The 19,726-nt window shown below is 71.9% G+C and carries 23 protein-coding genes and 1 tRNA gene; 6 read left to right on the top strand and 18 right to left on the bottom strand.

The window, feature by feature from the left end; genetic code table 11:
* Positions 1-46: 46 nt before the first annotated feature.
* The 3 genes from MB828_RS09720 to MB828_RS09710 form a co-directional block, all read right to left on the bottom strand.
* Positions 47-868 carry a YceI family protein gene (locus MB828_RS09720; protein WP_133023808.1) on the bottom strand — a complete coding sequence of 274 codons (822 nt, stop codon included), beginning with the start codon at positions 866-868 and terminating at the stop codon, positions 47-49.
* A gap of 117 nt (positions 869-985) precedes the next feature.
* Entirely contained in the window at positions 986-3,550 is a 2,565-nt protein-coding gene (locus tag MB828_RS09715; protein ID WP_301647817.1) for an MFS transporter, read from the bottom strand.
* A 20-nt stretch (positions 3,551-3,570) separates the two neighbouring features.
* Positions 3,571-4,149: a MarR family winged helix-turn-helix transcriptional regulator gene (locus MB828_RS09710; RefSeq protein ID WP_301647816.1), complete on the bottom strand. Its 579-nt coding sequence runs from the start codon at positions 4,147-4,149 to the stop codon at positions 3,571-3,573.
* Positions 4,150-4,343: 194 nt separating this feature from the next.
* On the opposite strand from MB828_RS09710, the gene MB828_RS09705 reads away from it, so the two are divergent.
* Positions 4,344-4,547 (top strand): hypothetical protein, encoded by a 204-nt coding sequence (locus MB828_RS09705; protein ID WP_046726388.1) that lies wholly within the window; start codon positions 4,344-4,346, stop codon positions 4,545-4,547.
* Between the two features lie 306 nt (positions 4,548-4,853).
* On the opposite strand, the gene MB828_RS09700 is transcribed toward MB828_RS09705, so the two are convergent.
* The 5 genes from MB828_RS09700 to MB828_RS09680 form a co-directional block, all read right to left on the bottom strand.
* Positions 4,854-5,594 carry a hypothetical protein gene (locus MB828_RS09700; protein WP_301647815.1) on the bottom strand — a complete coding sequence of 247 codons (741 nt, stop codon included), beginning with the start codon at positions 5,592-5,594 and terminating at the stop codon, positions 4,854-4,856.
* Positions 5,595-5,800: 206 nt separating this feature from the next.
* On the bottom strand, positions 5,801-6,727 hold the full coding sequence (locus MB828_RS09695) for an RNA polymerase sigma factor SigF (protein WP_133023812.1): 927 nt from the start codon (positions 6,725-6,727) through the stop codon (positions 5,801-5,803).
* Between the two features lie 331 nt (positions 6,728-7,058).
* The gene (locus tag MB828_RS09690) at positions 7,059-7,961 is read right to left on the bottom strand and encodes an RNA polymerase sigma factor SigF (RefSeq protein WP_301647974.1); all 903 of its coding nucleotides are present in this window, start codon (positions 7,959-7,961) and stop codon (positions 7,059-7,061) included.
* A 183-nt stretch (positions 7,962-8,144) separates the two neighbouring features.
* A complete protein-coding gene (locus MB828_RS09685) occupies positions 8,145-8,438 on the bottom strand; it encodes a Dabb family protein (RefSeq protein WP_133023813.1) in 294 nt (97 codons plus the stop codon).
* A gap of 18 nt (positions 8,439-8,456) precedes the next feature.
* Positions 8,457-8,633, bottom strand: coding sequence for a hypothetical protein (locus MB828_RS09680; RefSeq protein ID WP_165941485.1), 177 nt, complete (start codon positions 8,631-8,633; stop codon positions 8,457-8,459).
* A gap of 176 nt (positions 8,634-8,809) precedes the next feature.
* Between MB828_RS09680 and MB828_RS09675 the strand changes: the two genes are divergently transcribed.
* Positions 8,810-9,013 carry a PLDc N-terminal domain-containing protein gene (locus tag MB828_RS09675; RefSeq protein WP_301647814.1) on the top strand — a complete coding sequence of 68 codons (204 nt, stop codon included), beginning with the start codon at positions 8,810-8,812 and terminating at the stop codon, positions 9,011-9,013.
* Positions 9,014-9,056: 43 nt separating this feature from the next.
* Here MB828_RS09675 and MB828_RS09670 read toward each other — a convergent pair.
* The 4 genes from MB828_RS09670 to MB828_RS09655 all read right to left on the bottom strand — a co-directional run bounded on the left by MB828_RS09670 (position 9,057) and on the right by MB828_RS09655 (position 10,809).
* Positions 9,057-9,141, bottom strand: a tRNA-Ser gene (locus MB828_RS09670).
* A gap of 78 nt (positions 9,142-9,219) precedes the next feature.
* Positions 9,220-9,651, bottom strand: coding sequence for a tRNA adenosine(34) deaminase TadA (gene tadA / locus MB828_RS09665; RefSeq protein ID WP_133023815.1), 432 nt, complete (start codon positions 9,649-9,651; stop codon positions 9,220-9,222).
* Positions 9,652-9,710: 59 nt separating this feature from the next.
* Positions 9,711-10,238 carry a hypothetical protein gene (locus tag MB828_RS09660; RefSeq protein WP_301647813.1) on the bottom strand — a complete coding sequence of 176 codons (528 nt, stop codon included), beginning with the start codon at positions 10,236-10,238 and terminating at the stop codon, positions 9,711-9,713.
* Between the two features lie 364 nt (positions 10,239-10,602).
* Positions 10,603-10,809, bottom strand: a complete 207-nt coding sequence (locus MB828_RS09655; protein ID WP_046726395.1) for a hypothetical protein — start codon at positions 10,807-10,809, stop codon at positions 10,603-10,605.
* Positions 10,810-10,935: 126 nt separating this feature from the next.
* Between MB828_RS09655 and upp the strand changes: the two genes are divergently transcribed.
* Positions 10,936-11,571, top strand: a complete 636-nt coding sequence (gene upp / locus MB828_RS09650) for a uracil phosphoribosyltransferase (RefSeq protein ID WP_133023817.1) — start codon at positions 10,936-10,938, stop codon at positions 11,569-11,571.
* A gap of 322 nt (positions 11,572-11,893) precedes the next feature.
* Here upp and MB828_RS09645 read toward each other — a convergent pair whose 3' ends face one another.
* The gene (locus tag MB828_RS09645; RefSeq protein WP_301647812.1) at positions 11,894-12,547 is read right to left on the bottom strand and encodes a LytR C-terminal domain-containing protein; all 654 of its coding nucleotides are present in this window, start codon (positions 12,545-12,547) and stop codon (positions 11,894-11,896) included.
* 112 nt (positions 12,548-12,659) lie between these two features.
* Positions 12,660-12,956 (bottom strand): type II toxin-antitoxin system VapB family antitoxin, encoded by a 297-nt coding sequence (locus MB828_RS09640; RefSeq protein ID WP_003999914.1) that lies wholly within the window; start codon positions 12,954-12,956, stop codon positions 12,660-12,662.
* Between the two features lie 113 nt (positions 12,957-13,069).
* On the opposite strand from MB828_RS09640, the gene MB828_RS09635 reads away from it, so the two are divergent.
* Positions 13,070-14,599 carry a helicase HerA-like domain-containing protein gene (locus tag MB828_RS09635; protein WP_301647811.1) on the top strand — a complete coding sequence of 510 codons (1,530 nt, stop codon included), beginning with the start codon at positions 13,070-13,072 and terminating at the stop codon, positions 14,597-14,599.
* 59 nt (positions 14,600-14,658) lie between these two features.
* Here the strand turns inward: MB828_RS09635 and MB828_RS09630 are convergent, their stop codons facing one another.
* From MB828_RS09630 to MB828_RS09615, 4 genes are all read right to left on the bottom strand, one after another.
* On the bottom strand, positions 14,659-14,787 hold the full coding sequence (locus tag MB828_RS09630) for a hypothetical protein (RefSeq protein ID WP_301647810.1): 129 nt from the start codon (positions 14,785-14,787) through the stop codon (positions 14,659-14,661).
* Positions 14,788-14,844: 57 nt separating this feature from the next.
* A complete protein-coding gene (locus MB828_RS09625; protein WP_301647809.1) occupies positions 14,845-15,198 on the bottom strand; it encodes a hypothetical protein in 354 nt (117 codons plus the stop codon).
* A 94-nt stretch (positions 15,199-15,292) separates the two neighbouring features.
* Positions 15,293-15,943 (bottom strand): HdeD family acid-resistance protein, encoded by a 651-nt coding sequence (locus MB828_RS09620; RefSeq protein ID WP_301647808.1) that lies wholly within the window; start codon positions 15,941-15,943, stop codon positions 15,293-15,295.
* A gap of 273 nt (positions 15,944-16,216) precedes the next feature.
* Entirely contained in the window at positions 16,217-16,846 is a 630-nt protein-coding gene (locus MB828_RS09615) for an HhH-GPD-type base excision DNA repair protein (RefSeq protein WP_301647807.1), read from the bottom strand.
* A 135-nt stretch (positions 16,847-16,981) separates the two neighbouring features.
* On the opposite strand from MB828_RS09615, the gene MB828_RS09610 reads away from it, so the two are divergent.
* Positions 16,982-19,081 carry a penicillin acylase family protein gene (locus MB828_RS09610; protein WP_301647806.1) on the top strand — a complete coding sequence of 700 codons (2,100 nt, stop codon included), beginning with the start codon at positions 16,982-16,984 and terminating at the stop codon, positions 19,079-19,081.
* Entirely contained in the window at positions 19,074-19,688 is a 615-nt protein-coding gene (locus tag MB828_RS09605) for a GNAT family N-acetyltransferase (RefSeq protein ID WP_301647805.1), read from the top strand. The genes MB828_RS09610 and MB828_RS09605 overlap by 8 nt, the downstream gene beginning before the upstream one ends.
* The last annotated feature ends 38 nt before the right edge of the window (positions 19,689-19,726 follow it).

The raw sequence follows: 19,726 nt of genomic DNA, 5'->3' as shown, positions 1-19,726 counted from the left end.
CCTAGGGCCGGGGCGCCCGCTCAGCCTGTCCCTGGCGTCACCACCCTCACGCCTGTGGCAGTGACTCCCCCTGTACCGCCTGGATCTCCAGCTCCACCTTCAGGGTCGTGCCGATCGCGGCGATGCCCGCCTGCACGACCTGGTTGTAGTTCATCGCGAAGTCCTCGCGGTGCAGCTCGGTCGTCGCGCGGAACGCGGCCCGGGTGCCGCCCCAGGGATCGGCGCCGGTGCCGAGGTAGGCGAGGTCGAGATCGACCGGGCGCACCACACCGTGCAGGGACAGCTCGCCGTGCACCGTCCAGCGGTCCGAGCCCGCGGCCGTCACGCCCGTGGAGACGTAGGTGATCTCCGGGTGGCGTTCGACGTCCAGGAAGTCGGCGGAGCGCAGGTGGGTGTCGCGCATGCCGTTGCCGGTGTCGATGGAGGCGGCCCGGATGACCGCCCGGACGCGGGACTTGGTGACGTCGTCCGGGGCGATCTCGATCGACGCGGAGAAGTCCGTGAAACGGCCGCGCACGCTGGAGATGCCCAGGTGCTGGGCGACCGCGCCGACCGTGGAGTGCGCCGGGTCCACGGTCCACGGACCGGGCGGCGGCAGCTCGGTGCCGCCCTGCCGGGCCAGCGTGACCGTGCCGATCTCGGCGCGGCCGCTCGCGGTGACGATGGCGCTGGCGGCGGCGGGCGCGTAGCCCACGGCGGTGACGATGACGGTGTACGCCCCGGGTACCAGCGGGTTCGGGTCGCGCACCGTGCCCTCGACGTCGGCCTCGGCGCGCAGCACCTGGCTGCCGGTCATGTCGGTCACCGTGACGACCGCGTGCGACACGGCCCATCCGTCCCGGGTGCGGATCCTCGCGGTCAGTCCCATCCCGTTTCTCCCTGCGAATACTCAGAAAAATAAAAAACGATTACAAATCGGCCCTATGGAACCGGCCCGCGGCGGGCGCCTCCTTGTGGGCGCGCCCGCCACGGGCCGGAGTGGGAACTACTCGCCCGGGTGGGAGAGTTCGATGTCGTGGCCGTCGACACCGGCACCGGTGACGTTCAGGGCCGTGGCGACCGGCGGGTAGCCCGTCGCGATCACGGTGTAGTCGCCGCCGTCCAGGTCGGCGAAGGCGTACGCGCCGTCCACGCCGGTGGTGGCGGTGCCGACCACGTTGCCCGCCGCGTCCACGAGGGTGACGCGGGCGTCGGCCAGCGGCCCGTGCGGGGCCCGTACGACACCCTGGAGCTGGGCACCGGCCTCCAGGTCGACCTCGATCCGGGTGACCCCGGTGGTGCCGATCTCGACCGGCAGGGCGCGCGGGCGGTACCCGGCCGCGTTCACCGCGACCGTGACGACACCGGGCACCAGGTCGCCGAAGCGGAAGTCGCCCTGCTCACCGGTGGCCGCGGTGGCCAGCAGGTCGCCGCGCACGTCGGTGACGATGACCATCGCGTCCTTGACCGGCAGCGCGCTGCCCGCCCCCCGCACCACACCGCTCAGCCCGCTGGTGCCGCTGAGCAGGATGTCGTACGACAGCGCGTCCTCGCCCACCACCACGGTGGAGGCCTGCGGCTGGTAGCCGTCGGCGGAGGCGATCAGCACGTACGAGCCCGCACCGGGCGCGTCCAGCCGGTAGGAGCCGTCGTAGCCGGCGACCGCACGGCCGAGCTGGCGGCCGGCCAGCGAGATGAGGGTGACCGCGGCCTGGGGGACCGGGGCGGTCTCGGCACCCCGCACGAAGCCGTGCACCGGGGTGCCGCCGGAGCCCGCGGGCTGACCGGGGGCGTCGAGGGTGGCCACGGCGGCGAACTGCCGGGTGGCCTCGACGGCGTTCTCGGTGCCGCCGTTCACGACCGGGGCGGCCCAGCTGGGGACCTGCTGGTTCGCGACGGGGGCCGCGACGGGGGCCGCGACGGGGGCCGCGGCGACGGCCGTCTCCGCGGGGGTCTCGGCGGGCTGCTCCTGCTCGGCGGCCTGGGCGAGCCCGCCCTTGGTCCGCAACGGGACCTCCTTGATGAACAGGCTGATCACGAACGCGAGGGCGGCGAGACCGCCGGCGATCAGGAAGACGTCGGCGATGGCGTGGCCGTAGGCGCTCTCCATGAGGGTGCGCAGCGGGGCGGGCAGCTTGCCCAGGTCCGGCAGGCTGTCGCTGGAGGAGCTGGAACCGGCCAGGGCGGCCTGGTACTTGGGGGAGAGGGCGGCGGCGCCCTCGGTCACGTAGTGCGTGATCCGGTGGGCCATCACCGCGCCGAGCGCCGAGACGCCGACCGCACCGCCGAGGGACCGGAAGAAGGTGACCGTGGAGCTGGCCGAGCCGAGGTCGGCGGGGGCGACCTGGTTCTGCGTGCAGAGCACCAGGTTCTGCATCATCATGCCGATGCCGAGACCCAGCAGCGCCATGAAGATCGACATCTTCCAGTACGCCGTGTCGTAGCGGATGGTCCCGAGCAGGCCGAGGCCCGCCGTCACCAGGACGCCACCGCTGACCAGCCAGGCCTTCCAGCGTCCCGTGCGGGTGATGAACTGACCGGAGACGGTGGAGGAGACGAACAGACCGCCGATCATCGGGATCGTCATCACACCCGACATCGTCGGGGACTTGTCGCGGGCCAGCTGGAAGTACTGGCTGAAGAACACCGTGCCGGTGAACATGGCGACACCGACGAACAGCGAGGCCAGCGAGGCCAGCGTGATGGTGCGGTTCTTGAACAGCCGCAGCGGGATGATCGGTTCCTTGGCCTTCGACTCGACCAGGATGAAGATCAGCGCGAGGGCGATCGAACCGCCGACCATGGCGTAGGTCTGCCAGGAGATCCAGTCGTACTTGTCACCGGCGAAGGTGACCCAGATCAGCAGCAGCGAGACGGCGGCGGCGACGAAGAAGGCGCCGGACCAGTCGACCTTGACGTCCCGCTTCACGACCGGCAGGTGCAGGGTCTTCTGGAGCACGATCAGCGCGATGACGGCGAACGGGACGCCGACGTAGAAGCACCAGCGCCAGCCCAGCCACGAGGTGTCGGTGATGACACCGCCGAGCAGCGGGCCGCCGACGGTGGCGACGGCGAAGGTCGCGCCGAGGTAGCCGGAGTAACGGCCGCGCTCACGCGGCGAGATCATCGCGGCCATGACGATCTGGGCGAGCGCCGACAGACCGCCGACGCCGATGCCCTGCACGACACGGCAGGCGATCAGCATGCCGGCGTTCTGCGACAGACCGGCGGCGGCGGACCCCGCGACGTAGATGATCAGGGCTATCTGGACGAGCGCCTTCTTGCTGTACAGGTCCGACAGCTTGCCCCACAGCGGGGTGGTCGCGGTCATGGCCAGCAGCGAGGCGCTGACGACCCAGGTGTACGCGGACTGGCCGCCGCCCAGGTCGGTGATGATGTGCGGCAGCGCGTTGGTGACGATCGTGGACGACAGGATCGCCACGAACATGCCGAGCAGGAGGCCGGAGATGGCCTCCATGATCTGCCGGTGCGTCATCGGGGTCTGCTCGACGGAGCCTCCCCCGTGCGGCTTTGCGTGAGCCCGCACACCGGCTGGTGTGGTCGTTGCCATGGGCTTCCTTTTCCTACGTGTTATGCGGGTGTACGGGTGGTCGGTTCGAGAGCGTCGAGTACGGGGGTGGGGGCGCGGGCGGCGGAGGCGAGCGTGGACCCGGTCGTGGCCTTCGGGCTCCCCTGGGCCGGCGCCGTGCCGACGGCGGGCCGGGGATGCGGGGGCGTGGCCCGGCAGTCGCCGAAGCTGGCGCTGAGCCGGGTCATCAGCCGGATCAGCTGCTCGACCTCCTCGTCGGTCCAGTCGCTCAGCCGCTCGGTGAGCAGTGCGGTGCTGCGCCGGGACAGGTCCTGGAGGGTCGCCTCGCCCGTGGGGGTGAGGCGCAGGATGCGGGAACGCTTGTCCGCCGGGTCGGGGGACCGCTCGATCCAGCCGCGCTCGGCGACGTGCGCCACGTGCCGGCTGGTCACGGACATGTCCACGGCGAGCAGCTCGGCGAGCTTGCTCATGCGCATGGAACCGTGGCGGCCGAGCAGCGTCAGCACCGCGGCGGAGCCGGCCGGGCACTCGTGCGGCAGGATCCGCGCGAGGTCCCGTTTCACGGCTCCGACGGCGCTGAGCTGACGCGCCAGCTCCTCGAACTGCGCCTGCTCCGCCATCACACCTCCCGTATTCGTTGCTTGGGGCAACCATAGAACTGCTTGGTTGCCACAGGCAAATAAAACGGCCGGGCTCGGGCTAAAAACTTGGCAAAGGCAAGTATTGCGAACGTAAACACGCAGGTGGGGGCAGAAACGACCCCTGGCAGCCCCCCACTTGGGCGACACCCCTGGATTCGCTAGTGTCTCGGGCCATGGCTAACACCCAGGGCCCCCAGGGCAACCACGACCCCGCAGGCAGCACCCAGATGTTCCGCGCGTTCGTCGACGAGGCCCCCCAGACCTCCCAGCAGACGGCGACCACCTACTCCTCCTCCGGCCCCCGCCTCGGCCTGATCCTCGGCGTCGTCGCCGTGGTGGTCGTGGTGGCGGCGGTCGCCTGGCTCGCGCTCATGTAAGACGGCCGAGGCCGGGGACAAGGACGGGGTTGAGGCCGAGGCCGAGGTCGGGGTCGCCGGTACGACGGTCGCGGCAGCGGCGCGGCAGTGCCGCGGCAACGAAGAACCCGGGGTTCCCCACCCCGGGCTTTCGTCGTGCCCGGGACGGCTCGTACTCGGGGTGGCTCGTGCCCGGGGCTTTCGTCGCGCCCCGGGTGGCTCGTGCCCGGGGCTTTCGCCGTGCCCCCGGTGGCTCGTGCCCGGGGGCTCGTCCTCGGGGCCTTCGTCGTGTCCCCGGTGGCTCGTACGCGGGGCGGCCGCGGTGCCTCAGCTCCAGTCGACCGTCACGATCCGGGTCTCGATGTGCATGCCGAGCGGCACCCGCCAGTCGTCGACGCAGACCGTCCAGGTCTTGTCCGTACGGGACTCGGGGCCGATCGGAGTGGGGAGCGCCCGGGTGGTGGTGATCGTCGACCAGTCGATGCCGAGCAGGTCGATGATGTGCGTGCCGAGCGTGACCGTCCCGGAACGCACTGCCGTGCCACCGGAGTTGCGGAAGGACACCGTCACCTTCTCGCACCAGCGCCGGTCCGTGGCCTCACGGGTGGGGGCGCTCCAGGTGAGGGCGGCGGCTGAAGGGGCGCTGGGTTTAGGGGAGTTCGACTCCGCGGGGCCGGACGGCTGGGGCCGGCCGGTGCCGGGGCGGGAGGCGGAGCCGGAGGGCGACGGAGCCGAAGGCACCGTGCCGGAAACCGAGTTGCCCGCACCGTCCACGGAGCCGCCGGTACCGTCCACGGAGCCGCCGGTGCCGTCCGCCGAGCCGGCGGTGCCGTCCGACGCGGAAGCCGCCCCGCCCGTCGTCGTACCCGCCGGTGCGTGCGTGGACGCTGTCGGTCCGCTCGTCGTGCCTTTCGGGCCGTCCAGCGGGACCAGCGTCACCGAACCCGTGGGTCTCGCCGAGGTCTCCTCCGGGCCGCCGGCCGCACCCACCGCCGTGTAGCCGCCGCCGCTGCCGCCCCCGCAGGCCGTGAGGGAGCCGGCCAGGCACAGCCCGACCAGCGATCCCACCGCGACCCACCGTCTCCGCGTCGCCCCGCACGGGCGCGTGGAGCCGGTGGCCGAGGCCACTGCCACGGGCGGCACCGGGGCCGCCGGCCTCGCTGTGAGGGCCGGCGGCGCCTTGCTCCTGGCGGAGTGTCGGCCGCTCCGGGTCATGGGTGTCCGGCGAGGAGACATCGCGCCAGTGTGGCTGACGCCTCGTCAGTTCGGAACCCTCAGTCCGAGATCAGGCCCTCGCGCAGCTGCGCCAGCGTCCGGGTCAGCAGGCGGGAGACGTGCATCTGGGAGATGCCGACCTCCTCGCCGATCTGGGACTGGGTCATGTTCGCGAAGAAGCGGAGCATGATGATCCGGCGCTCGCGAGGCGGCAGCTTGGCGAGGAGCGGCTTGAGGGACTCGCGGTACTCGACGCCCTCCAGAGCCGTGTCCTCGTAGCCGAGGCGGTCCGCCAGGGAGCCCTCGCCGCCGTCGTCCTCGGGGGCCGGGGAGTCGAGGGAGGAGGCGGTGTACGCGTTGCCGACCGCGAGGCCGTCGACGACGTCCTCCTCGGAGACGCCCAGGACGGCCGCCAGTTCCGTCACCGTGGGGGAACGGTCCAGCTTCTGGGAGAGCTCGTCACTGGCCTTGGTGAGGGCCAGCCGCAGCTCCTGGAGGCGGCGCGGGACGCGGACCGACCACGAGGTGTCCCGGAAGAACCTCTTGATCTCGCCGACCACGGTCGGCATCGCGAACGTCGGGAACTCCACGCCGCGTTCGCAGTCGAAGCGGTCGATCGCCTTGATCAGGCCGATGGTGCCGACCTGGACGATGTCCTCCATCGGTTCGTTGCGGCTGCGGAAGCGGGCTGCCGCGTAGCGCACGAGCGGGAGGTTGAGTTCGATCAGGGTGTCCCGGACGTAGGCACGCTCGGGGCTGTCCTCTTCGAGTGCGGCGAGGCGCAGGAACAGGGAGCGGGACAGGGTGCGGGTGTCGAGGGCCTCCGAGGTACCCGGGAGCTCCGGGGTCGGAGGGGCCTCCAGCGCCGGAGCGCCGTCGATGGCGCCATCGATGCTGTCGAGCACGTCGATGGCGTCGAGCTCCTTGGGCGCTGCCTCGCTCTTCGTGGGCGTGAGCACCTTCGAGCTGCCCTGTTCTGCGGACATGCCACCCCCTTTGGGTCGCGGGACGGTCGCGGCGGTGTTCCCTCGAGAGGAACGATGCCTTCACCTGAATACCGGAGCCGGAGCCCTGGCAAACGCGCTTCCCGCAGAATGTCACATGTCGGCAACACGCTGTAGTGACATGTCGACATGTGAAATGTGAATCAGCCCTGGATACAAGGGGTCTGACGGTTTTTCGCCCCTCAATTGTCGGGAAGTGCGCTGGTGAGCGATTCGCTCGCGGCGGTGATGGCTCGATCCTGTTTGCGGTTACGGCCGTACCGGGCCGTCCGGGGCGGGTCTCGGCCCGGTAACGGACCCGTCGGGCGCGGGGTCAGGCCTCGATGCGGTTCGCCGAGCGCAGGCGCTGGAAGCTGCGGGCGAGGAGACGGGAGACGTGCATCTGGGAGACGCCGAGCTCCGCGCTGATCTGGGACTGGGTGAGGTTGCTGTAGTAGCGCAGCAGCAGGATCCGCTGTTCCCGCTCGGGGAGTTGGACCAGCAGGTGGCGGACCAGGTCGCGGTGTTCCACGCCGTCCAGGGCCGGATCCTCGTACCCGATGCGGTCCAGCAGGCCCGGCAGCCCGTCGCCCTCCTGGGCGGCCTCCAGGGAGGTCGCGTGGTACGACCGGCCGGCCTCGATGCAGGACAGCACCTCGTCCTCGCTGATCCGCAGCCGCTCGGCGATCTCGGCGGTGGAGGGAGAGCGGCCGAAGGCGGTGGTCAGGTCCTCGGTCGCGCTGTTGACCTGGACCCACAGCTCGTGCAGCCGCCGCGGGACGTGCACGGTGCGGACGTTGTCGCGGAAGTAGCGCTTGATCTCACCGACGACGGTGGGCATCGCGAACGTCGGGAACTGTACGCCCCGGTCCGGGTCGAAGCGGTCGATGGCGTTGATCAGACCGATGGTGCCGACCTGGACGACGTCCTCCATGGGCTCGTTGCGGGAGCGGAAACGGGCGGCCGCGTAGCGTACGAGAGGGAGATTGGCCTCGATGAGCGCCGCGCGCACCCGGTTGTGCTCCGGCGTGCCCGGCTTGAGGTCCTTGAGCTGACCGAAGAGCACCTGGGTCAGGGCCCGGGTGTCGGCGCCGCGGCGCTTCTCCGGGGCCGGAGCGGGCGCCTGGGCGGGAGGTTGGGCGGGAGAGGCGGGAGGTTGGGCCGGGTTCTGGTCGGCGGGCTGGGCGGGGGCGGGCGCCTCTTCCTGGGGCGGCGCAGAACTGGCCGACACGGTCAACGCCACCTCTTCATCGGTCAATCATCCGTCAAAAGCGGTCATAGCATCACAAGACATGTGCACTGTGTGCAAGCACCCCGTTACCCCGTGTTGAGTTCAAGTGATGGCAAGTTGGGGCATAGAGCGCACGAAAGCCCCCCGCCTGTCCGGGCGGAGGGCCGTGATCCGAAAAGGGCGGGGCGTTCAGAACTCGTAGTCGGCGATCACCCACGTGGCGAACTCCCGCCACTGCGCGGCGGCCGCCTGGTGGTCCGGGTGCTCCAGGTACCGCTTCAGCGCGGCCGCGTCCTCGACGGCCGAGTTGATCGCGAAGTCGTAGGCGATGGGCCGGTCGGTGACGTTCCAGCCGCACTCCCAGAAGCGCAGGTCCTCGATCACGCCACCGAGCGCGGAGAACGCCGCGGCGCCCGCGACGGCGCGCGGATCGTCCCGCTCGACGCCCTCGTTGAGCTTGAAGAGGACCAGATGGCGGATCATGGGTTACTCCCGGGGGGTCTACTTCGCCCCGTTGGCCAGCCAGGTGAAGAAGTCGCCGACGGCCTTCGCGGCGTCCGATATGCCCTGGAAGACTATCTGGACCCAGTCTGCCGCCCTGGGCGGGTCGGTGATGATCACGTACAGCGCGAAGACCACGAGTGCGTAGACGGCGAGCTTCTTGGCGTTCACCGCCACCTGGCCTCTCCCCTGGTTGCCCCCTGTTGCCGGGCGCGAGTGTAACGCTCCGATCGTTTTGTATGACCGGCGGCACGATGGATGCCGGATTTTTTTCTGCTCCGAAGCGTGAACCGATCGCGGGCGCCGGTCCGATGAGGGGGTGACGAAGCGGAAGCGGGAGAGGGAGAGCGCGGATGATGATGACGGCGACGGCCTACGGACTCGTCACCCTGCTGATCGTGTTCGTGGTGGCGGCGCTGCTCGACTGCGCCCGCACCCCGGCGGAACGGGTCCGGTACGTCCCGAGGTGGCTCTGGCTGCTGTTCATGCTGCACACCCCGGTGTTCGGCGCCCTCGTCTGGAACTACGCGGGCAAGCGCCCCGAGCCGGCCGGCTGACACGCCGAAGGGCCCGGTCCGCCGGACCAGGCCCTTCTCAGAGCGGTAGCGGAGGGATTTGAACCCTCGGTGACTTGCGCCACACTCGCTTTCGAGGCGAGCTCCTTCGGCCGCTCGGACACGCTACCGAGGGAGACCCTACAGCACCGGGGGCCGTGCTCTGAAATCGGTATTCGGGGCCCGGGGCGGGCCTCCGGAGCGGCGGCTCAGCGGGCGCGGAAGAACTCCGTGAGCAGCCGGGCGGATTCCGTGGCGAGGACGCCCTCGACGACCTCGGGACGGTGGTTCAGCCGCCGGTCCCGTACGACGTCCCACAGGGACCCCGCGGCGCCCGCCTTCTCGTCGCGGGCTCCGTAGACGACCCGGTCCACCCGGGCCTGCACCAGGGCGCCGGCGCACATCGTGCAGGGCTCCAGCGTGACGACCAGGGTGCAGCCGGTGAGCCGCCACTCCCCGAGCCTCGCGGCGGCCCGGCGCAGTGCCAGGACCTCGGCGTGCGCGGTGGGATCGCCGGTGGCCTCGCGTTCGTTGTGGCCGGCCGCGAGGACCGTCGTACCGTCCGGGGACAGCACGACGGCGCCGACGGGGACGTCCCCGCCCCGGACGGCCTGCCCGGCCTCGTCCAGGGCGAGTCGCATCGCGGCCCGCCAGCGGTCGCGTACCGGGTCCGGGGGCCCGGATGCCTCGCGGTGGAGCGTCAGCGGACGGTCTCCAGGACGTCGGAGGCGCCCAGGGCCTCCGCGATGTCGCCGAGCGCGTCCTCCTCGAGCGTCAGCAGCTCCTTCGCGCTCACGCCCAGGTCGTCCAGGATCCCGGCGTCGCCGACCGGGCCCGAGGGCACGGCGGAACCGTCCGCGTCGTCGTCGTCCTCCGTTTCCGGCTCACCGTCCTCGGTGCCGTCGAGGTCGAGGGCGTCCAGGTCGGCGACGTCGTCCTTGGGCTCCCTTCCGAGCATTTCGTCGGTGAGCAGGAGCTCGCCGTACGAGCTGCGGGCGGCTGCGGCGGCGTTGGAGACGAAGACCCGGGGGTCCTCCTCACCGTCGACGCGCACGACACCGAACCACGCGTCCTCCTGCTCGATGAAGACGAGCACCGTGTCGTCGGCGTCCGGCGCCGATTCCCGGGCCAGGTCGGCCAGGTCCGACAGGGTCTCCACATCGTCGAGCTCTGTGTCGCTCGCTTCCCACCCGTCTTCGGTGCGCGCGAGCAGTGCGGCGAAGTACACCGTGACTCTCCCACTGGTCTTAGGCGTGCCGGTTGGGGGTCCCCCCGGCGGAGGTTCTGGGCGGAGAGAGCTGTGCTCCGAGCCCCACCCACTCGGAATCGTGGCAGAAACATGGCGCTCAGGGGACGTCTTCGGCTCCCTGTGTCTGGCAGTTTTGATCGCACGTATGCAAAGAGGCATCCATACGTCCGTGACCGCAGTCACCAGCGCACTCGTTGCCGCCACCTGCGGATCGTACGCGGGTTTTCCCGCGGTCCACGCACGGCCTTCCCCGTGCCGGACCGCAACGCGCCACCCGCAGTGGATCTTTGCCGAAGGATCGCCTTTACGACTCTTGCGGACTCTCGCGGACTCCTGCCGACGGCTACCAGCGGAACGTCCGCATGCGCATCGCGTGTCGCAGCCGGGCCACCTTCGCCCGGCGCGGCTGGACCCGGTCGCGCAGCGCCCGCGCCTCGGCGAGATCGCGCAGGAAGCGGGCCCGGCGACGGCGCCGCTCCGCCTCGGTCTCGCCCTCGGGGGCGCCGTACGCGCGGTCGGGCGGTTCAAGCGGTTCAGGAAGTTCGGACACAGTCAGATCACCCCACTCCGACACTCCCACTTTCCCCCGGACGGAGGGTTTGATGCCAGGGTGGAACAGCCCGGACCTGCGCGGGCGGCGGTCGGACGGCGGTCGGGCGCGGTTACTGTTGTCGGCATGCGTCTCCACGTCGTCGACCACCCCCTGGTCGCTCACAAACTCACCACGCTGCGCGACCAGCGCACCGACTCCGCGACGTTCCGGCGGCTCGCCGACGAACTGGTCACCCTGCTCGCCTACGAGGCGACGCGGGACGTGCGGACCGAGGCCGTCGACATCCGGACCCCGGTGGCCGCCACGACCGGCGTCAAGCTCGCCCGGCCGCGCCCGCTGGTGGTGCCGATCCTGCGGGCCGGGCTCGGCATGCTGGACGGCATGGTCCGGCTGCTGCCGACCGCCGAGGTGGGCTTCCTGGGCATGATCCGCGACGAGGAGACGCTCCAGGCGTCCACGTACGCCTCGCGGATGCCGGAGGACCTCTCCGGGCGCCAGGTGTACGTCCTGGACCCGATGCTGGCGACGGGCGGCACGCTGGTGGCGGCGATCCGTGAGCTCATCAGGCGGGGCGCCGACGACGTCACGGCGGTGGTGCTGCTGGCCGCTCCCGAGGGCGTCGAGGTCATGGAGCGCGAGCTGGCGGGGACCCCGGTCACGGTGGTGACGGCGGCGGTCGACGACCACCTCAACGAGCACGGGTACATCGTGCCGGGGCTGGGCGACGCGGGGGACCGCCTCTACGGCGCGGCCGAGTAGACGGCGGGGCGCCTCGACGCGGGGCGCCGTGCGCCTTGGCGCCGTGGAGGGCGTGAGTGCGTCGGCGGCCGCGGGTGCGTCCTGGCCGCTCGCGCAGTTCCCCGCGCCCCTGGCGGGGCGCTGTAGTGCTGGGTGTGTGTCGGCGGCCGCGGGTGCGTCGTGGTCGGTCGCGCAGTTCCCCGCGCTCTGGCGGGGCGCTGTAGTGCTGGGTGTGTGTTGGCGGCTGCGGGTTGTGTCGTGGTCGGTCGCGCAGTTCCCCGCGCCCCTGGCGGGGCGCTGTCGTACGGGGCGGTTCAGATGTGAACGGCGCTGAGTTTTCCTCTTAGCAGTCCTTCTTCGGGGCTGCCTTCGGCTGGGGGTGGGACAGGGCTGTGATGGCCCTGGCGGCTGTTGCCTGGGGGGTGAGGGCCTTGAAGGCGTCGCCGATGATCAGGTCCACCGCGGTGCCCTTGCGGCCCGCCTCCGTGCGCTGGTCGGCCGCCGTCAGCTGGGTGGCCAGGACCGGCAGGGAGGTCTTCAGGGCGGACGCCGGGCCGAGCAGCACCGCCGTGCCCTTGACCTTCGAGTCGAACCTCTCCGGCGCGTTCCCGACGTCACCGATCTTGAAGCCGCGCTTCTTGAGCGCGTCCGCGGTGTCCTTGGCCAGGCCCGTACGGGTGGTCGCGTTGTAGACGTTGACCGTGATCTGCGCGGGCTTCGGCAGCGCCGCGGTGGACGCCCCCGCCGCCGGACTCGGGCTCGCGGCCGCCTGCTTGACGCAGTCACCCGCGGAACCGGCCGCCGAGGCCGTCCCGCCGCCGCCCGTGAAGACGTCGATGAGCTGCAGTGTGCCCCAGCCGACCAGGCCGAGCGCGGTGACGGTGGCGACCACGGAGAGGGTCAGCCGGGCACGCCGCCGGCGCGGGCGCATGCGAGGGTATTTGTCCCCTGTGATCCGGTACTGGCCGCCCATGCCGGGGGGAGTCAGCATGCTCATGAGCGCAGCGTAGTGCGCCGCGGGTGCGTTGACTAATAGATGATCATCCGACGGTGTGCGGTCCAACCCGAAAGGGGCAACCGGCGGGTGGCGAGTGGCGTCCGGACCGGTGTCAGTCGAGTTCGAGCACGCGCGCGTGCAGCACCTGGCGCTGCTGGAGGGCGGCGCGCACCGCGCGGTGCAGTCCGTCCTCCAGGTACAGGTCGCCCTGCCACTTCACGACGTGCGCGAAGAGGTCGCCGTAGAACGTCGAGTCCTCGGCGAGCAGGGTCTCCAGGTCGAGCTGCCCCTTGGTCGTCACGAGCTGATCGAGGCGGACCGGGCGCGGTGCGACGTCCGCCCACTGCCGGGTGCTCTCCCGGCCGTGGTCGGGGTACGGCCGGCCGTTTCCGATGCGCTTGAAGATCACACGGAAAGCCTACCGGTCCTGACGTTCCGGGCGCAGCCATGGCGACCGAGTGCGACGCTGGAAAAGACGCCGTAAAGGTCATCAAAAACACAAAACGGGAAACAGGTGGTCCGATGACGAGTGCCGGCGATGCCGCCGGAGCGGAGGCGGCCGGCGCCCCGGTGCCGCCCCCGGTCGCGGCGATCGCCTCGGGGTACGCCTTCACCGGCCCGGCGCTGGACCTCGGTGCCCTCCTCTGGGACGGCCGGTGCCGCCCCGACGTCCCGGTCCGCGTCCCCCTGTCCGTGCTCAACCGGCACGGCCTGGTCGCCGGCGCCACCGGTACCGGCAAGACCAAGACGCTCCAGCTGATCGCGGAGCAGCTGTCGGCCCACGGCGTCCCGGTGTTCCTGGCGGACGTCAAGGGCGACCTGTCCGGCATCTCCCGCCCCGCGCCGGGCGGCGAGCAGGTCCGGGCCAGGGCGGGGCAGGTGGGCCAGCTATGGACGGCGGCCGGTTTCCCCGCGGAGTTCCTCGCGCTCGGCGGCCTCGGCCACGGCGTCCCCGTCCGCGCCACGGTCACCAGCTTCGGACCGGTGCTGCTCGCCAAGGTGCTCCGGCTCAACCAGACCCAGGAGCAGTCCCTCGGCCTGATCTTCCACTACGCCGACACCAAGGGCCTGGAGCTGATCGACCTCAAGGACCTGCGCGCGGTGGTCGCTTTCCTCACCTCGGACCAGGGCAGGGCCGAACTGCGCGACATCGGCGGCCTGTCGACGGCCACGGCGGGCGTGATCCTCCGCTCCCTGACCGCCTTCGAGGCGCAGGGCATGGCGGACTTCTTCGGCGAACCGGAGTTCGACACGGCCGACCTCCTGCGTACGGCACCGGACGGCCGCGGTGTCGTATCGGTCCTGGAGCTCCCCGCGGTCCAGGAGAAGCCCTTGCTCTTCTCCACCTTCCTGATGTGGCTGCTGGCCGACCTCTTCCACGACCTCCCGGAGATCGGCGACGCCGGCAAGCCGAAGCTGGTCTTCTTCTTCGACGAGGCGCACCTGCTCTTCGACGACGCCTCGAAGGCGTTCCTCGACTCGATCACCCAGACCGTGCGCCTGATTCGCTCGAAAGGGGTCGGCGTCTTCTTCGTCACGCAGACCCCGAAGGACGTACCGTCCGACGTCCTCGCGCAGCTCGGCAGCCGTGTCCAGCATGCGCTCAGGGCGTTCACACCCGAGGACGAGAAGGCGCTGAAGGCGACCGTGCGGACCTTCCCGAAGTCGCCGTACGACCTCGCGGAGCTGCTCACCGGGCTCGGCACCGGCGAGGCCGTGGTCACCGTGCTCAGTGAGAACGGCGCCCCGACGCCGGTCGCGGCGACCCGGCTGCGGGCCCCGGAGTCCCTGATGGGCCCGGTCGACCCGGCTGAGCTGGACGCGGCGGTCCGGGCGTCCGCTCTCCACGGGCGTTATGCACAGGCTGTGGACCGCGAGTCGGCGTACGAGAAGCTCCAGGAGGCCCCGGCCCCGGCGCACGAGGAGGAACCCTCGCTCGTCGAACAGGTCGTGAACAGCGGGATGTTCAAGTCCCTCGCCCGTTCCGTGGGCACCCAGCTCGGCCGGGAGATCACCCGCTCCCTGTTCGGCACGGCCCGCAGGCGCCGGTGAGCGGCAGGCGCCGGTGAGCCGGGCGCCCGTGCGGGCCGCCCGGCTCAGCCCCGGTGGGCTCAACCGCGCTTGGGCTCCTGGAGTCCGGGCCTCTGCGGCTCGGCCGCCTTCTCCGCCGGCTTGGGGGTACTGCGAACGGCCTCGGCGCGCAGCAGGGCGCGCAGGACCGCGTACGGGTCTGAGGACATGACGGTGTTCCTTGCGTAGAGCTGACTGCCTGACTGGGGTGCGGGGTGTCGGGCCGGTCAGCAGCGCAGGACCACGGTGCGCAGCAGGGGTGTGGCGTACGGCGGGCGCGCGGCGGCAGAGCAGGCCGGCCGCCGGTCACGGTCCGCCGGGTCGGTGGGCCCCGTGGCCGGGAGCGGCGCGGGGCGCTGGGGGACGTCGGCGCGGTGGACGGCGCGGCCGGCCGGTCGCAGCGGGGTGTCGAGGACGTCGTGCTCGGCGGTCCCGGCCGAGGAGGAGGCGGCGGTCGGGGCGGTGGCCGCGAGGACCGCCGTGGGGGCGCCGGTCAGCAGCAGGGCGAGCAGCAGCGGTACGAGGGCCCGCAGCCGGACGGAGCCGGGCCGCGGGCGGCCGTACGCGGGTCCGCTGCTCATGGCGGTCATCTCCCCGCGGGGTGGGGGGTGTTCATCGCGCCGGGCGCCAGAACCGCTCGCTCGGCGTATCTGCGGGGCGCGAGGTTGACGCTTTTCACACGGTCCGCGGAATGTGCTGGGCGCGGCCGCGGAGGCCGAACGAGGAGACGATCTCGACGATGCCGACCACGACCAGCCAGATGCCGGCGACCAGGGTCAGTACGGCGACCGACTGGAACGGCGAGACGATCAGCACGATGCCGGCGATGAAGGTGACGATCCCGAGGAAGATCATCCAGCCGCGGGCCGGCATCGCCGGATCGTGCACCGCGGCGATGGTCTGGGTGATGCCGCGGATCAGCCAGCCGATCCCGATCCACAGGGCGAGCAGCAGGATCGACTCCAGCGGGCCGCGGAAACAGAACAGGCCCAGCAGGATGGACAGCGCGCCGCTGATGAAGGCCAGTACGCGCAGCGAGGTCGTCTTGTGCGTGCCGAAGGCGGCGACCAGCTGGAAGATGCCGCTGATCAGCAGGTAGATGCCGAAGAGCACACCGGCGACGAGCAGCGAGGCGCCGGGCCAGACCAGGACCAGGATGCCGAGGATCAGCGAGGCGATCCCGGTGATCAGGACGGTCTGCCAGGCGGCCTTGGCGAGTGAGTGCAGCGGCCCTTCGAACGGCGGTTCGGCCTCATGCCGCCCGGCACCGGCGGCATGAGCCTTCCGGTCGTCGTCGGCGGGGCCGGTGCTGGGAGGCTCGGTCATGTGTCCAGGGGAGCCCCGGACCACGACCGTCGCCACCAGAAGGAGCCCAACCGGGTGACTCCGCCGACCGTCGCCACCCGGACGGGGACGCGACACAACTCCGTCGACCGTCGCCACCCGGACTGGGGCACGTCACAACTCCGTCGACCGTCCCTACCAAAGGGGCGCGGGGAACTGCGCGACCAGCCACGAAGCACCCGCAGCCAACTACGCACCGACGCACACCAGCCCGCTGCACCCACCGTCACCTATCATCGGCCCGCGCAGCCCCCGTCACCCACCGTCGCCCCGCGCAGCCCTCGCAGCCCTCGCAGCCTTCGCCGCCGCCTTCATCTCCTGCTTGTGCGCCCGCACCTTCGCCAACGACTCCGGCCCGGTGATGTCGGCCACCGACCGGAACGCCGCCGCCTCCCCGTACGCCCCCGCCGCCGCCCGCCACCCCGTCGGCCGCACCCCCAGCTGCTTGCCCAGCAGCGCGAGGAAGATCTGCGCCTTCTGCTTCCCGAACCCGGGCAGTTCCTGAAGCCGCCTCAGTAGCTCCGCGCCGCTGTCGACGTCACGCCAGATGCCCTCGGCGTCCCCGTCGTAGTGCTCGACGAGGTACTGGCACAGCTGCTGGATCCGCTTCGCCATGGACCCGGGGTAGCGATGCACCGCGGGCTTCTCGGAGAGCAGCGCGGCGAACGCCTCCGGGTCCTGCGCCGCGATCTCGTGCGCGTCCAGGTCGTCCGTGCCCATGCGGCGCGCGATCGTCGCCGGCCCCTTGAACGCCCACTCCATCGGCACCTGCTGGTCCAGCAGCATCCCGGTGAGCGCGGCCAGCCTGCTGCGGCTGAGGAGTTCGTCGGCCTCGGGATCCTGCGCGAGGCGCAGCCCGGCGGAGTCATTGGTGTCGGCGTCCATGGCTCGATGATCCCGCGCCCGGCCCCGCCCCGCGCGCCCGTGAAACCCCGCTCTCTATGACCCCCTTACCCCTCCCGTACGATTCCCCACGATTCAACTTAGGCAAGGCTAACCTCAGGCAAGGGGTGTCACAGGGTGACCATCGAGACGTACCGCGACGCCTGGGGCATCCCGCATCTGCGCGCCGGGAGCGCCCGCGAACTCGCCCGCGCCCAGGGCCGGGTCACCGCCCACGACCGGGCCTGGCAGCTGGAGGTGGAACGGCACCGGGCCCAGGGCACGTCCGCGTCCTTCCTCGGCCCCTCCGCCGTCGCCTGGGACGTCCTCGCCCGCCGGGCCCGGCTCGCGGACACCGCGAGACGCTGCTTCGAGGCGCTGGAGAGACGGGACCCGGAGACGGCTCAGTGGGTACGGTCGTACACCGCCGGTGTCAACGAGGGACTGCCGGCCGGTGCCGCCCGCACCCCGGAGTTCGCCCGCACCGGCCTGACCCCCGGCACCTGGGAGCCCTGGGATCCGCTCGCCGTCTGGCTCACCACCCACATCCTGTTCGCCGGTTTTCCCGCCAAGCTCTGGCGCGAGCGGGCGATACGGCACCTGGGCCCGGCATCGGTCCCGCTCTTCGCCACGGACGGGCCGGCCACCGCCGGCAGCAACGGCTGGCTGCTGGCGGGCCCCCGCACCACCACCGGCCAGGCTCTGCTCGCCGGCGACCCCCACCGCTACCTCGAGGCCCCCGGCGTCTACCAGCAGATCCGGCTGGCCTGCCCGGAGTTCGACGTCGTGGGCCTCGCGGTCCCCGGGGTCCCCGGTATCGCCCACTTCGCCCACGCGGGCACGGTCGCCTGGTCCATCACCAACGCGATGGCCGACTACCAGGACCTCTACCGGGAACGCCTGCGCCGCACGGAGACCGGCGCGGTGCTGGCGCTCGGCCCCGACGGCGTGTGGACCGAGGCCGAACGCCACACGGAGACGGTGGAGACGGCCGGGCAGCCGCCCCTGCGGATCGAAGTCCTGGAAACCCCCCGGGGGCCGGTGATCACCGAAGTGGCCGGTCCGGCCGCCGGGGGCGAGGCCGAGGCGCTGGCCCTGCGCTACCCGCCCCGGGTCACCCACGACCTCGGCTTCACCGCCCTCCTCCCGCTGCTCCGCGCCCGCCGGGTCGCCGACGTCGACCGGGCCCTCGACGCCTGGGCCGAGCCGGTCAACGTCGTGCACGCGGCCGACACCGCCGGCGGCACCCTGCACCGCGTCGCCGGTCGCGTCCCCCTCCGCTCCCAGGTCAACCGCACCCGCCTCGCACCCGCCTGGCTCCCCGGCCACGAATGGCGGGGCTGGCACGAGACGCCGTACGGCGAACTCACCGACGGCGCCGCCGTGATGGCCAACCAGCGTGGCCTCGCCGCACCCCTCGGCGTCGAGTTCGCCCCGCCCCACCGCGCCGACCGCATCCGCGCCCTCCTCGACGAGCGCCGCACCTGGTCCGCCGCCGACCTGTCCGCGATCCACATGGACACCCACCTCGCCTCCGCGGCCCCCCTCCTGGACCGCCTCGCCGCCCTGGACGGCCTCACCCCCGAGGCCGCCGCCCTCCGCGACCGCCTGCTCGCCTGGGACCGCCGGATGGACGCCGACAGCACGGCCGCCGCCGACTACGCGGCCGTACGCTCCGCGGTCGTACGGCACCTCGCCGCCCACCCCGCCTTCGCCCCCCTCACCGAAACCCCCACCGAGCCCCCCGCCTGCCCGGAGCCCCTGCTCCCCTGGCTGGCCCTCACACCCCGGATCGCCTTCGCACTCGAACACCTGCTCGGCGCCGAGGAGTTGTACGGCATCGACCGCCCCGCCCTGGTACGTGCCGCGCTCGAGGAGACCGCCGCGGACGGGCCGGCCGGCACCTGGGGCGACACCCACCGGCTCGCCCTCTGGCAGGCGCTGCCCGAGCGGTCGTACGACGGGCCCGCCCTCTCCGGCGACCACGACTGCGTGCTGTGCACCACCGCCGTCCCGGGCCTCACCGACCTCTCCGCCCGCGGCCCGGCCGCCCGCTACGTCTGGGACCTGGCCCGCCGCGAGGACAGCCTCTGGGTGGTCCCGCTCGGCGCGGACGGCGTCCCCGGCGCGGCCCATCACACCGACCAACTCGCCTTGTGGACCAAGGGAGAACTGATCCCGGTCGACACCGACTGGGACCGCCTGGAACTCGTGGAGGAGACCGACACCGATGTCTGAGCAGCGACCCGCCTCAGAGTTCGACCACACCGTGCCCGGTTTCGGCACCGTGCGCCTGCGCCCCCTCGACCCTGAGCGCGACGCGGACACCGTCCACTCCTGGGTCGCCGCGGAACGCGCCGCCTTCTGGGGCATGACCGGCCTGACCCGCGCCCAGGTCGCCGAGATCTACGCCCACATGGCCGGCCTCGACACCCACCACGCCCATCTCGCGGAGAAGGACGGCGTCCCGGTCGCCCTCCTCCAGACGTACGAGCCGGCGGCGGACCGGGTGAGCGAGTGCTACGAGGCCCGCCCCGGCGACATCGGCGTGCACGTCCTGCTCGCCCCGGCCGGTCCCGAGGGCCGCCGCCCCGGCTGGACGGCGGCCTTGCTCTCGACGTTCACGGTGTACCTCTTCCGCGCCCTCGGCCGCCGTCGCGTCGTCGTGGACCCGGACGTCCGCAACACGAAGGCGATCGCCCGCTTCCGCCGCCAGGGTTTCGAACTGGGCCCCGTCGTCGTCCTCCCGGAGATCGACCTGCCGGAGGTGTACCTGCCCGCGAAACACGCCCAACTGGCCTTCCTCACCCGGCCGGCCGCCTTCCCGGACCCGGGGGCCGGCTGATCGGCCCCCGCCCGCCCGCGGACAGAATGAGCACGTCG

The organism is Streptomyces arenae (genome assembly GCF_022343545.1).
GTDB lineage: Bacteria > Actinomycetota > Actinomycetes > Streptomycetales > Streptomycetaceae > Streptomyces > Streptomyces humi.
Note: the sequence above shows the minus strand (reverse complement) of the source record. Positions and strands in the feature narration are given on the sequence as shown.